Origin of the sequence: Solidesulfovibrio carbinolicus, from assembly GCF_004135975.1 — a bacterium.
GTDB classification, from domain to species: Bacteria; Desulfobacterota; Desulfovibrionia; order Desulfovibrionales; family Desulfovibrionaceae; genus Solidesulfovibrio; species Solidesulfovibrio carbinolicus.
Genome location: NZ_CP026538.1, coordinates 2,712,329 through 2,725,411 on the forward strand (window position 1 = coordinate 2,712,329; position 13,083 = coordinate 2,725,411).

Here is a 13,083-nt window from a genome sequence, read left to right on the forward strand (position 1 = left end):
ATGTCCCAGGGTTGTAGCCGGGCCATCGACAGCCCCTTGAAGGAGGTTTTCGATGGATACGCTCTGTTGCGTCCTCACCCTGCCTTGTCGTCGGTCTTTTCGGCCTGATCGAAAGGCTTAATCGGCTGGACAGGAGTTGACCATGGGTCTTGTCGTCCTGACCCTTGAGGCGACCGACATCGACGATTGGGCCTGGGCCAAAACAAACTCGGGATAGCTGGAGCGAAACAGTTGCCTAGCCTGCCCCAGGCTGTCCACCACGGATTCGGCGGCTGGGATGCCCGCTTCCTCCAGGCAGCGTTCCACCGCTTCAATGACGGCAAAGTTGAACGTCAGGCAGGCCGACTCCACGAGGGCCACAAGGGCCTGGACGTCATTGTTGCGGACCAAGCGGCGCAGATAGCCGCCCATAGAGCCGGCATCCCAGGCATAGCCCAGGGCCTGGGCGATGGTGACGTCGTTGCTCCCGCCGTTTGCGCCGGGCTGGTCGAGCAGGCCGGCCATGTCGAGGTGCCCGCCGGGCACATTAAAGGCCAGTACGGCCAGCCGGGCCTCCTCGGCGCAGCCGGCGGCCACGGCGCGAACCAGATGCGGTTGCGCCAGGGTGAAAAACAGCTTGGCGCAGGCATTGCCCTTGCGCCAGCGCTCCCGGGAGTGGGCGTCCAGCACAGCGCCGGCTGACGCTCCCGGAGCGCTCGCACTGCGCAAATAGTCGTCTATCCGCTGCAAAACGGCCATGTCTCCGGCCTTCCACAGCGTCTTGCATTGCGCATAATGCAACACAAAGAGCGATTCCTGAGGCGTATTGAGAAAAAAAGGCTGCAACGATCCCAACACATACTGACAATGCTGATATTCGACATAATCAGGATCAGAAAGCAGCTGATTTTGAAATATGTCGCAACATTGCTCCATAATGATTGCAGTTTGCGCTTCCTTGACGGCATAGCCGCGTATACCCAGACGTGTCTCTGGCTTCTCCAGTTCTTCCAGCTGTTGTTCGATGGCCGTTCCGCGATAGCAGGTCAATTTGGAATTGATGGATTGCAGTGATGGAAAATCGATGTCCTTCATGACGCTTATCGTCTGCCGCATCTCGGAAGCGCTGGTCCAGGGATCGAAGAAAATAAACCCCGGATTGATGGTTATGTCCAGATCGTTAAGGACGGCAATGGCCCGTATGTGCCCCTCAACGGTCTCCTTCTTGTTATAGCGATCAAGGACAGCCTGGGAAAACGACTCTATACCGAGAAAAACACCCGCTAAGCCGGCAGACTTCAGACTATTGATGAGTCGTTTGTCGATGGCTGAGGATCGGCACATAAATCCGAAACGGATGCAAGGCAGTTTGTCCCGTACAAGTTTGGCGAAGCGTTCGGCCCGCAGAAAGGAAGGCTTGGAATTGAGGATGAAGTTGTCGTCAACGAAATAGAAGTGGGCGATGTTGTAGGTCTTATAGAGAAAACGCATCTCATCGACCACGTCGTCGATGTCCCGAGGACGCCATTTCCTGATGGGACCGGCTTTGGGGATACTGCAAAAACTGCATCGGTACGGACAACCGCGCGAGGCGGCGACGCTGGCCTGGGCATGCATCTTGAGCTGCCAGGGCAACATGTCCCGGGCGGGCCAGGCAAGGGCGTCCACATCAAGGGCTTGCTCCTGGACCAGCTCCAACACCTGACCAGGTGCGGCGTCCTCAAGCAAGGCCAACGCCTGCGGGACAAGCGTTTCGCCTTCGCCCCGAATGATCGCGTCCGGGCTGTAGCAAGCCAATTCCTCAGCCGGCAGGGAAGAAGCCAGAATGCCGCCGATCAGGATCTTGGCCCGGGGATGGCGCTTGCGAACCTGGGCGGCCAGGGCCACGCCTTGCCCGGCGTTCATGGCCGAAAGGCTCAGGCCGACATAGTCAGGCGCAATGGCCTGAAGCACCTCGGGTACGTGAGCCATGGACTTGTCGATCAGACTGCAGTCCCAAAGCGTCACCGCATGGGTCCTGCCCAGCTCCCGGCGCACGGAGGCGGCGACATAGCCCAGGCCGAGACTTTCAAGGTGCAGCTGCGGCCCGATGTCAGGATTGGGCGGCGGATTAAACAGCAACACCTTTTTGCGAATGGCCATATCGCCCGTCCTCCTGGCAAGGCAGCTTCCTCTCCGTTCCCGGAGGCTCCCCATGCTCAGGGCTTTTAGTCGATAGGCATCGAAAAACGTTACACTGACCCCGCCTGTTCCAGACAAGCCCGTAACGTCCTTGGCCTGGGCAAGGACCACTGAAGGCCCCATCCACACCAGCATTCCACTTCGGGCTTTGGGGGCGTAACATGGCCCTGACGGCAGCAGCCTCGGCCCGCCGTTCAGGAGTCGGCCATGCCCACCCCCACCATATCCAGACTGCTTTCCGTCGACGCCCTGCGCGGCCTGGCCATTGCCGCCATGATCGTGGTCAACAATCCCGGCGACCGGCGCTTCGTGTATCCCCAATTGCTCCACGCCCAGTGGCACGGGCTGACCCTGGCCGACGTGGTTTTTCCCCTGTTTCTCTTCCTGGTCGGCGTATGCGTCGCCTTGGCCATCGCCCCTGACAAGACCCGCGACGCCACGGGGCGCTTCAGCCTCTGGCGCAAAATCCTCCCGCGCGCCGCCGTGCTCTTTGCCCTGGGGCTGGGGGAAAACGCCTACCTACGCCTGAGCTTCGACGAACTGCGCCTCCCGGGCGTGCTCCAACGCATCGCCGTGGTCTATCTCGCCACCGCCTGGCTCCAGTCGCGGTTGTCCAGCCGCGCCCTTGCCGTCGTCGCCGCCGTGACGCTGCTTGGCTACTGGCTGCTGCTGGCCGCCGTGCCGGTGCCCGGCCACGGCCATCCCTCCCTGGGCATGGAACCCAACCTTCAAGGCTGGCTCGACCAGCTCGTCCTTGGCCGGCACATCTGGAAATTCAACACGAGTTGGGACCCGGAGGGCATCCTGTCCACCTTCCCGGCCATCGCCCTGGGGCTTATCGGCGTGCTGGCCGGCCGCTGGCTGCGCCAGGGCGGCGACAGGCCCGGACGCGCCGGCCTGTTCGGACTGCTCATGATCGCTCTCGGCCTGGCCTGGGACGTCGTTTTTCCTTTCAACAAATCCTTGTGCACGAGTTCCTTCGTGCTTGTTACCGGCGGCCTGGGTCTCGTTATGCTGGCTGTCGCCCACGCCGTCCTCGACGGCCGTCCCAGGGCCGCCTGGGCGCGCCCGCTGGGCATCCTCGGCCGCAACCCGCTTTTCCTCTACGTCACGGCCTCATTTCTGGCCGCCAGCCTGCGCCATGTCCGGGTCGCCGACGCCGCCGGCCAGACCGTCAACCTGCAAAAGGCGCTTTATCTGGCCCTGTTCGGTTTCCTGCCGCCCGGCCCTTTTCCCTCCCTGTGCTGGGGGCTGCTGATGCTGGCCGTCATGTTCCTGCTGGCCCTGGCCCTTCATGCCAGGGGCATCGTCATACGGCTCTGACCTCCCTGCCGCATCCCAAGCCAAACGAGCGGACGCTCCGCGCAGCACGACAATCCGCTATCGCCGCCGTGAGGCGTTGTCTGGGGCGTCGCCCGACATCGTCCAAGCGGACTTGTCTTTCTCCAGCCGCCAACCGGACCGTTTGTCGGTTTTCTCCCTGTGGCGACGAACCACGAAAAAAACCCCGCCGTCGCGGGCGGCGACGGCGGGGCAGCAAGGGCGGGAATCAACGCGTTCCGTTAGTAGGCCGCGATGGGGAAGTCCTCCACCGTGCCGGGCACGCCGGTGGTCGGGGTCTGTTCGCCGCCGGTGAGTTCCTTGACGCGCTCGGAGATGTAGAGGTCGAGCATCTTGAACGTCACCCGGCCGGTGCGCTTGACGTCGGCTTTGCCCAGCACGCCTTCCACCAGGGCCTTGGTGAAGGCCCCGTTTTGCCAGTCCGGCTTTTCCAGGGAATATTGCCGGCCGGTGGAGGCGGCAAAGACGATGGCCCCGTTGCCGGCGCTGGAGAGTTCGTTGATGACGCCGTTGACGTCCGTCATGCCGCGACGCGACGCCCCCATGATGGAGCCGCTGTGGCAGGTGTCCACGAAAAACAGCGTCTTGCCGGCGATGTTGCGGATGGTCTTTTGCACTTCCATAAACGGCAGCCCCGAGGCCCGCAGCTTCTCCAGCTCCACCGTGGTCGGCAAGAAGTAATAATCGCCGTTTTTGTCGTTGACCCCATGGCCGGCCAAAAAGATCATGGCCACGTCGTGCTGGGTGGTCTGGCGCTCGATCCAGTCCAGGCCGTTGAGGATGGCTTCCTTGGTGGCGGCTTCGTCGGTGAGGGTACGCACCACCACGTCGCTGTAGAGCTTGCCCTTTTGCAGGGCCATGGCGGCGGCGAAGTCCTGGGCGTCCTTGGCCGGATAGGTGAGCGACAGGGACTTGTCGGCATAGGCTCCGGCTCCGATGGCCAGGACGTAGAGCTTGGAGGCCGGCGCGGCCGGCGCGGCGGCGCGGCCGGTCCACTTGAGCTTCACCGTGGCCGGGGCCGAGGGGCCATTTTTGTTCTCGGCCACCACCGAAAGCACCACGTCGCGCTCGGGCAGGGCCACGTTGCTGGTGAGCACGCTGGGCTCTAGGCCCCGGCCGGCGAGATTGGGGCGTTGCTCCAGCACGCGCGCGCCGTCCACCAGCACCCGCACGGCGGTGATGTCCTCGCCGCCGGGACTGCGCACGGCGTATTTGACGGCCATGTCCGGGGCGGCAAATCCCCCGCCCGGAGCCGGACTGAGGATTTCCACCACCGGCGGCCGGGCAGTCAGCACCGAAGGCGCGCGCACATCGCCCCCACGGGCCACGTTGGCCGCGGCCAGGGCTCGGTCCTCGTCCAGGGCGCGCGGCACCATGTCCACCACGTCGGGGCGGTGGAAGGCTTCGCGGAAGCGCGAGGCCGGAAAGAAGTCGGCCGCGTGGTCCGGGCCGTTGTTGACGTTCCAGCCGATCATGTCCTCGCCGCCCGGGGAGGCGTCGTAGTAGCCCGTCGGGGTCCACAACACCCAGCGCTTGCCGTCGGCATTGGGGAAATAGGCCAGCAGCTCGCGCCCGTCCTCCAGACGGTACCAGCGGATGGAGCCGTCGCCCATGGCCGCGACGACCATGCGGCCGTCGCCGCTGACGCCCACCGCCCAGACCGTGTCCGGGGCCGGAGTCTGCCACAACGGCGCGCCGTCGGCTCCGTAGGCCCGGACGTTCCAGGAGGTGCCCAGGATCAGCCGGCGGTTGTCCGGGGCGATGGCCAGGGAAAAGGACGTCTCGAAATCCTTCATCTTGAGCGGCTGGCCGTTTAACGTCAGCGTGCGCCCGCCTTCCCAGCCGGCCACGGTCAGGCCCGCGGCCTGGGTTCGCGGCGCGGCCATGTCCGGGGTCACGGCGTCGATATGGCGCAGATCGCGGCCGGGCAAGGCAAAGCGGTAGACGCCCTTGCGCCCGCCCACGGCATAGCCCACCGTCTCGCCGGTGCGGTCGAGGTAGAAGGCCCGCACCGAGGAGCGGTAGTCCTGGATGGCCGGGGAGCGGGTCATGCCGAAGCTGCCGTCCGGGCGCAGCACGCCCCAGCGCGGGGCCACCGTGCCGTAGGCCACGCCGCCGTCGGGCAGCGGACACAGGGCCACCACGGCCGATTTGCCGGTGTCGAGGTCGCGGTATTGCACGTAATCGGAAGGTTTGAAGCTGCGGATGGGGCAGCCCCGGTCCGTGACCCAGCGGCCGGCGGCCAGAAGCGCCCCGTCGACGGCAAAGGCGACGGTGGCGAGGTTGCCGTTGTCCACTCCGGCGAGGTTGGGCGCGCCAAGCAGGCCCAGGGTCTCGGCGTCCAGGACCGTCACGGCCGGAGTGTCGGTAAAGCCCACGGCCAGCTGGCTGCCGTCCGGGGAAAAGGCCAGGGAAAAGGGCCGCGCGCCGCCCTGGGTCTGGGTCTTGGCTAAAAGGGTCAGGCCCGTGTCGGCCACCCGGTAGAGCCGCACCGCGCCGTCGTAGCAGGCCGTGGCCAGATGGCCCTTGCCGTCAAAGGCCGCGCCGTAGCTCTCGCCCTTATAGTCGCGGTCCTGGCCGATAAGCGCCAGATCGGACAGCCGCCAGACGCGCAGCCCGTCCTCGCCCATGACGGCGGCCAGATAGGCCCCGTCGCGGGAGACGGCCAGATGGTTGACAACGCTTGGCAGGCCGGTCAGCCGGCGCACGAGCTGGCCGGTTTCGCGGTCGAAGATGTAGACGCTGTGGGCCTTGTCCCAGCCATAGCCGGACCAGCCGCCGCAAAAGACGTAGCGGCCGTCGGGGCTCATGGCCACGCTGTAGAGCCGGCCTTCGTATTCATGGCCGATGGGCGGGCGCAGCACGCGCAGTTGTTCGCCGGTCTTGATGTCCCAGACGCGGCAGGTCTTGTCGTCGGAGGCCGTGGCCAGATAGCGGCCCAGCGCGTCCACGGCGATGCGCTTGATGAGCGCCGTATGCATGCCGGTTTCTATGCGCAGGATCGGTTCGGCGGGCGGCGTGGCGGCAGCGGCGTGGGTGCAGGCGAAAAGGAGAACAAGCAGCGTGAGAACGAGTACGCGAAGGCGCATGGGCAGACTCCTCGCCCAATACCGGGCGGCGCGCATTCTTCTCCCCGCCGCCTGTCCCCGTCAAGCCCGCAAGGGCCGTGCCAGGGCCGGAACCCCAGCCCTGGCGCGGCGTTTCGACCTTTGTTAACGCTTCATGAATTTCCGCTCATGCGCCCCAGGCGCGCACTCCCCTTTCACCCTCTCGCCCGCCACGACACTCCCGCCAGCCCGCATCACCCAGTCGGGGGGGCTGGGGGCCTCAGGCCCCCAGCGGAGAGGGAAAGGCAGAGGCAGCGCCTCTCCTGGCCGCCGCAAGGCATCTCCCCCTCCCCCTACTTCGGCCGGGCGGCCTGGTCCACCAGGTAGGCCATGGACTGGTAGGGGATGCCGCCGTGGAAGGACAGGCCGATTTCGCAGGTACGGCTGTTGCTGTAGCCGGCCGTGACCGTGGCCGGCAGTTGCCCGGGCAGATCGGCCAGGGCGGCGGCGTTGAGTTCGGGGTAGAAAAAGCCCCGGTCGCCGGCAAAGCCGCAGCAGTGGATGTTGCGCGGGATGACCACCTGTTTGGCGCACAACTTGGCCAGGGCGGCGAACTTGGCCGACAGGCCCATTTTCACCGACGAGCACGAGACATGCAGGGCCACGGCCGCGTCAACCGGGGTCAGATCAAGATGCGGCAGGCAGAAGTCGTGGATGAATTCCACGGGTTCGTGGAGTTTAAGCCCCGGCTCCATCTTGCAGCGCATGGTGTAGAGGCACGGGCTGGCGTCGCACAGGATGGGGATGGCCCCGTTGTCGCTCACTTTTCGCAGCACCGCCTCCAGCTCGGCCGATTTGCGCCCCGCGTCCTCGTGCAGGCCCTTGGATTCCAGCGTCAGGCCGCAGCACAATTCCTTCAAGCCCTCGGGGAAGATGACGTCGTAGCCGGCCTTGGCCAAAACGGACATGACGGCGGCGAAAAGCCCGCGCTGGTCCGGGTCCAGGGCCGAGGGACCCATGGCCCGGGTGGTGCAGCTCGGGAAATAGACCACCCGCCGGCCCTTGCCTTGGCGGGTGTTTTTCAGCTCCAGGCGCGGCGCGCCCTTGGGAGCGGTGGGCGTCCAGTAGGGAACCAGGCCCCGCGAGAGCTTTCGCAGGCCGTGGGTCATGGCGGTCATGGCCTTGGTCCCCAGCAGCTTGTGGACGCCGTGGGACAGCCACAGCCCGCCGCTGGCCAGGGTCGTCACCAGGCCGTAGTGGTCGGCCACGAACCGGCCGATCTTGCGCGCCCGGCCGCCGGCTTCCCGGCCGCGGTAGCTTTTGGTGAAGGAGCCGGTGTCCACGGCCACGGGACAGACCGTGGCGCACAGGCCGTCGGCGGCGCAGGTGGCCGCGCCGTAGTAGGCGTAGGCGTCGTGGAAGTCGTTGAATTCGCCCAGGTCGCCGGTCTGCTTGGCCAGGGCCATGTGGCGCTGGAGTGCTATGCGCTGGCGCGGCGTGGTGGTGACGTTTCGCGAGGGGCACACCGATTCGCAGTAGCCGCACTCGATGCAGCGGTCGATGATGGGATCGACTGCCGGCATGGGTTTCAAGTCCTTGAGGTGCACTTCCTTGTCGTCGTTTAAGATCACACCGGGATTGAGGATGCCTTCGGGATCGAAGGCGGCCTTGAGGCGCTGCATATAGGCGTAGGCGGTGCGGCCCCACTCCATCTCGACAAAGGGGGCCATGTTGCGGCCGGTGCCGTGTTCGCCCTTGAGCGAGCCGTCGTAGCGGCCGACGACCATGGCCGCCACTTCGTCCAACAGCGCCCGGTAATGGGCCGTGGCGTCCGGGTCGCCGAAGTCCGGGCAAAAGACGAAGTGGAGATTGCCTTCCAGGGCATGGCCGAAAATGATGCCTTCGGCAAAACCGTGGTCGCGCATGAGGCGCTGGAGTTCCACCGTGCCCTCGGCCAGCCGCTCGATGGGAAAGACCACGTCCTCGATGATGACGGCCGTGCCGGGCTTTCGCGCTCCGCCGACCGAGGTGAAAAGTCCGCGCCGGATGTTCCACAGCTTTTCGTAATCGTCCTTGCCGTCCATGAAGATGAGCGGAAAGACCGGCTCGATGCCGGCCACCCGGGACAGCGCGCCGTCGATGGCGGCCAGCAGCCCGGGTTTGTCGGCGGCGCGCACTTCCACCAAAATGGCGGCGGCCTCCTCGGACAATTCCTTGAGATAGGCCGGCATCCCGGGTTTGTCCTCCACCGAGCGCAGCGAGGCCCGGTCCATGAGCTCCACGGCCGACACCAGGCCTTGTTTCAGGGCCATGGTGGCCCGGCAGGCGGCGTCGATGGTCGGGTAGATCATGAGCGACGAGGCCTTGTGGGGGTGCTCGACCACGGTGCGGTAGGTGACCTCGCTGATAAAGGCCAAGGTCCCTTCGGAGCCGATGATGAGGTGCAGCAGGATGTCGAAGGGGTCTTCAAAGTCGATAAAGGCGTTTAGCCCATAGCCGGTGGTGTTTTTGATCTTGAATTTGCGGCGGATGCGCTCGGCCAGTTCCCCGTCGGCCAGGATTTCGGCGCGCATGGCGGCCAGCTCGGCCAGCAGTTTCGGCCGGGCCACGGCAAAGGCGGCCCGGGAGGCCGGGTCGGCGGTGTCCAGGGCCGTGCCGTCGGCGAAGACCAGACGCATGGATTCCACGGTCTTGTAGCTGTTTTCCGCCGTGCCGCAGCACATGCCCGACGAATTGTTGGCGGCGATGCCGCCGATCATGCAGGCGCTTATGGACGCCGGGTCCGGGCCGATCTTGCGGCCGTAAGGGGCAAGCCGCACGTTGGCCTCGGCCCCGATGACGCCGGGCTCCAGGCTGATGTGGCCCGCGCCGGGATGGATGCGCAGCCCGCGCCAGGCGCCGGCCAGATAGACCAGCACGGAATCGGTCAGCGCCTGGCCGGACAGGCTGGTGCCGGCGGTGCGGAAGGTAACGGCCACGTGTTCGGCGGCGGCGGCGCGAAGAATGCGGGCCACCTCGGCTTCGGTGACGGCCTTGATGACGATCTTGGGGATCAGCCGATAGAAGCTGGCGTCGTCGCCCAGGGCGAGGTTGCGAAACGGGCCGAGGAAGATGCGCTCGGCCGGGATGAAGGCGCTTATGCGGTCGTGGAAGGCTTTATGGGCAACGGGCAGGCTTTCGGCGCGGCACGGCTCGGTCATGGACGGCTCCTTGGCGACGCGGCGCGTCGCGGGAAGGGGGATCATTGGAGCCGTTATGGCATGGACGGGGGGATTTGGGAACGGCGAAAAACAAGCGGGGCGTCCGTCGCCGGACGCCCCGCAAAAAAGCAGTCAGCCCGCAGACGGCCGGGCTACATCTTCCCCACCACCTCAATAAGCACGCTCGTCACCTTCTCGGCGTTTTCCTTGAAGATCGTCACGATCTCCTCCCAGGAGACGGGCGGCTCGTCGGTCTTCCAGCAGTCGTAGTCCGTGCTCATGGCCACCGACGCGTACGGCAGCCCGGCCTCCACGGCCAGGGCGCATTCCGTGGCCACGCTCATATTGATGACGTCCGCGCCCCAGGCCCGGAACATGTTCGATTCGGCGCGGGTGGAAAAACGCGGCCCTTCGATGGTGACCACCGTGCCCTTGTCGTGGTGGCGGTAGCCGAACTTGCGGCAGGCGTCGATGAGCAGCTTTCTAAGCGGCTCGGAAAACGGGTCGGCCATGGGCGTGTGGGCCGGATTGTGCGGCTCGAACCGGTCGTGGAAGGTGAGCGCCCGACGCCGGGTGAAGTCGATGAACTGGTCGAGGATGACCAGATCGCCGCGCCCGATCTCGGCCCGCAGCGACCCCACCGCCGTGGTGGAGATGACGGCGGCGCAGCCCACCGAACGCAGGGCGTGGATGTTGGCCCGGTAGTTAACGTGGGTGGGCGTGGCCGTGTGGGACCGGCCGTGGCGGGCCAAAAGCACCACGTCCTTGCCGGCGATCCGGCCCTGACGCAGGGTCGAATTTGGCGCGCCGTAAGGGGTGTCCACCTCGATGTCGGAGGGATTTTCCAGGATATTGGGGTCGTCCAGGCCGCTGCCGCCGATGATGCCGATCTTCATGCCGTTTTTCTCCGACTGGATAGTCAACCAAGAACGAGCCAGGGTACCAGAGGCTCCCGGGCCGGGGAAGAGCGCCTCGGGCGCTTTGCCCAGACAACCGCCGCGTCGATCGAAATCCGCCCCTAGGCGATCTGCAAAATGCTCTCGTAGCCGTAGGACCGCAGCTGTTCCTTGCCGTTTAAGAATTCCAGCTCAATGACCACGCCGATGCCGACGATGTCCGCGCCGAAATGCTCCACGAGATCGATGACGCCGGACAGCGTGCCGCCCGTGGCCAGCAAGTCGTCGATGACCAGCACTTTTTCGTCGCGTAAAAGCGCGTCCTCGTGCATGCACAGGGTGTCGGAGCCGTATTCCAGGTCATAGGAGACGGAAACCGTCTTGTACGGCAGCTTGCCAGGCTTGCGCACGGGCACGAAGCCCAGGCCCATCTTGTAGGCCAGCGCCGCGCCGAAAATGAAGCCGCGCGCCTCGGCGGCCACGATTTTCGTGGCTCCGGAATCGGCGAACCGCTCGGCCAAAAGGTCGACGGCCCGGCGGAACCCGTCCGGATCGCCCAAAAGCGGCGTGATGTCGAAAAAGAGGATGCCTTCCTTGGGATAATCCGGGATGTCGCGAATAAGTGTGCGCAGGTCCATGGGCCTCTCCTTGGAAATACAGTCGGGTAACCGCAGTCGCATAGGCAATTTTGCGCCATCCGGTCAAGCCGGGCTTGGCCTGCCAGCCACCATGGGCTAAAGGATGCGGCCATGGAAAACGCCAAAGCCCCCCTGCCCTGCGATATCCTGGTCACGGCCGCCGTTGTGGTCACCCAAAACGATGCCCGCGAGGTGTTGCGCGACGCCGCCGTCGCCATATCCGACGGCCGGGTCGCGGCCGTGGGGCCGCGCGCGCAGCTTACCGCCGCCTACGCCCCGGCCGAGACCCTTGACCTGGGCGAAGCCATGGTGCTGCCGGGGCTGATAAACAGCCACGGCCACGCCGCCATGACCCTTTTTCGGGGCCTTTGCGACGACGAAACGCTCTCGGTGTGGCTAAGCCAGCACATCTGGCCGGCCGAGGGCAAGCTGACTGCCGAGGCCGTGCGCCAGGGCACGCTACTCGCCTGCGCCGAGATGCTGGCCTCGGGCACGACCTGCTTTCTCGACGCCTATTTTTACAACGCCGCCGCAGCCGCCGCCGCCGAAGCCGCGGGCATCCGGGCCGTGATCTGCCAGGGCGTGTTCGACATGGAAAGCGCCGGCTTCAAATCCGCCGACGCCTCCCTGGCCGAAGGCGCGGCCCTGGCTGAACAGCTCGCCGGCCATGACCGGCTGCGCGCCGCCGTGTTCCCACACGCCGTCTACACCTGCCGCCGCGACACCCTGGAGCGCTGCGCCGCCCTGGCCCGGGACCGGAGCTTGCTCCTGTCCACCCACGCCGCCGAGACGGCCCGGGAAAACGACGATTGCCTCAACGCCAACGGCAAGCGGGTCATTCCGTATTTGCAGGAGTTGGGGATGCTCTCGCCGCGCACGCTTCTCGCCCATGGCGTGGCCCTGGACGAGGCCGACATCGCGCTCCTGGCCGCCTCGGGCACGGCCGTGTCCCACTGTCCCAAGAGCAACATGAAGCTGGCCAGCGGCATCGCACCCGTCCAGGCCCTGCGCCAGGCCGGCGTGACGGTTGGCCTGGGCACCGACGGTCCGGCCAGCAACAATGCGCTGAACCTCTTTTCGGAGATGGCCTTCGCCGCCCTGCTGCAAAAGGTGGGCACCGGCGACCCCACGGCCCTTGAGGCCGGGGCGGTCCTGGACATGGCCACCCGCGACGGCGCCGCCGCCCTGGGCTGGCCCGAACTGGGCCGCCTCACGCCCGGCGCGCCGGCCGATCTGTGCGCCCTGGACCTGACCCGACCGGCCCTGCGCCCCGGCCTGGACCCGGTGTCCGACGCGGTCTACGCGGCCAGCGGCGGCGAAGTGGTTCTCACCATGGTCGCCGGCCGGGTCCTCTACCGCGACGGCGCGTTTTTAACCTTTGACTACGAAAAGCTGCGCCGCGACGCGGCCGACACGGCCGCCCGACTGACGGGGCGGTAGCGGAAGCCCCTGAAAAGTCGCTTGACAGGCCCGCTACGCTCCGTAATAAAGGCTGGCTTTGCGCCGCAACTATTCCCGCGCCCCATCCCGCGCGGTCCGGAGGTTATCCCATGTCCCAGGTCATCACCGTCAATGGCGTCGAATGCCATCCCATCGTGGAAAAGTGCGAGGGCTGCGATCGCACCATGGAGCAGGATGGGGTCAAATACTGCAAGAGCTATCCCCTGCCCGAGCGCAAGTGGGCCCAGAAGGTCTGCAACTTCGCCACCCACATGAAGCTCGAAGTCGATAAGGGCGGCAAGGTCAACATCAACCCCCTCAAGGCCTCCAAGCGCGCCGCCCGCGGTCGCTAGGCCCCGCT

The 13,083-nt window shown here is 65.9% G+C and carries 8 protein-coding genes; 3 read left to right on the forward strand and 5 right to left on the reverse strand.

Going from position 1 to position 13,083, the window contains the following annotated elements:
* Positions 1 to 117 precede the first annotated feature (117 nt).
* Positions 118 to 2,295 carry a B12-binding domain-containing radical SAM protein gene (locus tag C3Y92_RS12205; RefSeq protein WP_235669471.1) on the reverse strand — a complete coding sequence of 726 codons (2,178 nt, stop codon included), beginning with the start codon at positions 2,293 to 2,295 and terminating at the stop codon, positions 118 to 120.
* A 72-nt stretch (positions 2,296 to 2,367) separates the two neighbouring features.
* Here C3Y92_RS12205 and C3Y92_RS12210 point away from each other — a divergent pair, with 72 nt between their 5' ends.
* A complete protein-coding gene (locus C3Y92_RS12210; RefSeq protein ID WP_129352896.1) occupies positions 2,368 to 3,483 on the forward strand; it encodes an acyltransferase family protein in 1,116 nt (371 codons plus the stop codon).
* A 239-nt stretch (positions 3,484 to 3,722) separates the two neighbouring features.
* On the opposite strand, the gene C3Y92_RS12215 is transcribed toward C3Y92_RS12210, so the two are convergent.
* The 4 genes from C3Y92_RS12215 to C3Y92_RS12230 all read right to left on the reverse strand — a co-directional run bounded on the left by C3Y92_RS12215 (position 3,723) and on the right by C3Y92_RS12230 (position 11,282).
* Positions 3,723 to 6,590: a caspase family protein gene (locus C3Y92_RS12215; RefSeq protein WP_129352898.1), complete on the reverse strand. Its 2,868-nt coding sequence runs from the start codon at positions 6,588 to 6,590 to the stop codon at positions 3,723 to 3,725.
* 311 nt (positions 6,591 to 6,901) lie between these two features.
* Positions 6,902 to 9,748, reverse strand: coding sequence for an FAD-binding and (Fe-S)-binding domain-containing protein (locus tag C3Y92_RS12220; protein WP_129352900.1), 2,847 nt, complete (start codon positions 9,746 to 9,748; stop codon positions 6,902 to 6,904).
* 152 nt (positions 9,749 to 9,900) lie between these two features.
* Positions 9,901 to 10,644 (reverse strand): S-methyl-5'-thioadenosine phosphorylase, encoded by a 744-nt coding sequence (mtnP, locus tag C3Y92_RS12225; RefSeq protein ID WP_006917735.1) that lies wholly within the window; start codon positions 10,642 to 10,644, stop codon positions 9,901 to 9,903.
* Positions 10,645 to 10,766: 122 nt separating this feature from the next.
* Positions 10,767 to 11,282, reverse strand: a complete 516-nt coding sequence (locus C3Y92_RS12230) for an adenine phosphoribosyltransferase (RefSeq protein ID WP_129352902.1) — start codon at positions 11,280 to 11,282, stop codon at positions 10,767 to 10,769.
* 111 nt (positions 11,283 to 11,393) lie between these two features.
* Between C3Y92_RS12230 and C3Y92_RS12235 the strand changes: the two genes are divergently transcribed.
* Positions 11,394 to 12,722 carry an amidohydrolase gene (locus C3Y92_RS12235; protein WP_129352904.1) on the forward strand — a complete coding sequence of 443 codons (1,329 nt, stop codon included), beginning with the start codon at positions 11,394 to 11,396 and terminating at the stop codon, positions 12,720 to 12,722.
* Positions 12,723 to 12,832: 110 nt separating this feature from the next.
* Positions 12,833 to 13,075: a PxxKW family cysteine-rich protein gene (locus C3Y92_RS12240; RefSeq protein ID WP_006917742.1), complete on the forward strand. Its 243-nt coding sequence runs from the start codon at positions 12,833 to 12,835 to the stop codon at positions 13,073 to 13,075.
* The last annotated feature ends 8 nt before the right edge of the window (positions 13,076 to 13,083 follow it).

Excerpts from the sequence above, each read along its gene's own strand:
- mtnP (WP_006917735.1), bottom strand. The coding sequence starts at position 10,644 with ATGAAGATCGGCATCATCGGCGGCAGCGGCCTGGACGACCCCAATATC.
- C3Y92_RS12240 (WP_006917742.1), top strand. The coding sequence starts at position 12,833 with ATGTCCCAGGTCATCACCGTCAATGGCGTCGAATGCCATCCCATCGTG.
- C3Y92_RS12215 (WP_129352898.1), bottom strand. The coding sequence starts at position 6,590 with ATGCGCCTTCGCGTACTCGTTCTCACGCTGCTTGTTCTCCTTTTCGCC.
- C3Y92_RS12210 (WP_129352896.1), top strand. The coding sequence starts at position 2,368 with ATGCCCACCCCCACCATATCCAGACTGCTTTCCGTCGACGCCCTGCGC.
- C3Y92_RS12205 (WP_235669471.1), bottom strand. The coding sequence starts at position 2,295 with ATGCTGGTGTGGATGGGGCCTTCAGTGGTCCTTGCCCAGGCCAAGGAC.
- C3Y92_RS12230 (WP_129352902.1), bottom strand. The coding sequence starts at position 11,282 with ATGGACCTGCGCACACTTATTCGCGACATCCCGGATTATCCCAAGGAA.
- C3Y92_RS12235 (WP_129352904.1), top strand. The coding sequence starts at position 11,394 with ATGGAAAACGCCAAAGCCCCCCTGCCCTGCGATATCCTGGTCACGGCC.
- C3Y92_RS12220 (WP_129352900.1), bottom strand. The coding sequence starts at position 9,748 with ATGACCGAGCCGTGCCGCGCCGAAAGCCTGCCCGTTGCCCATAAAGCC.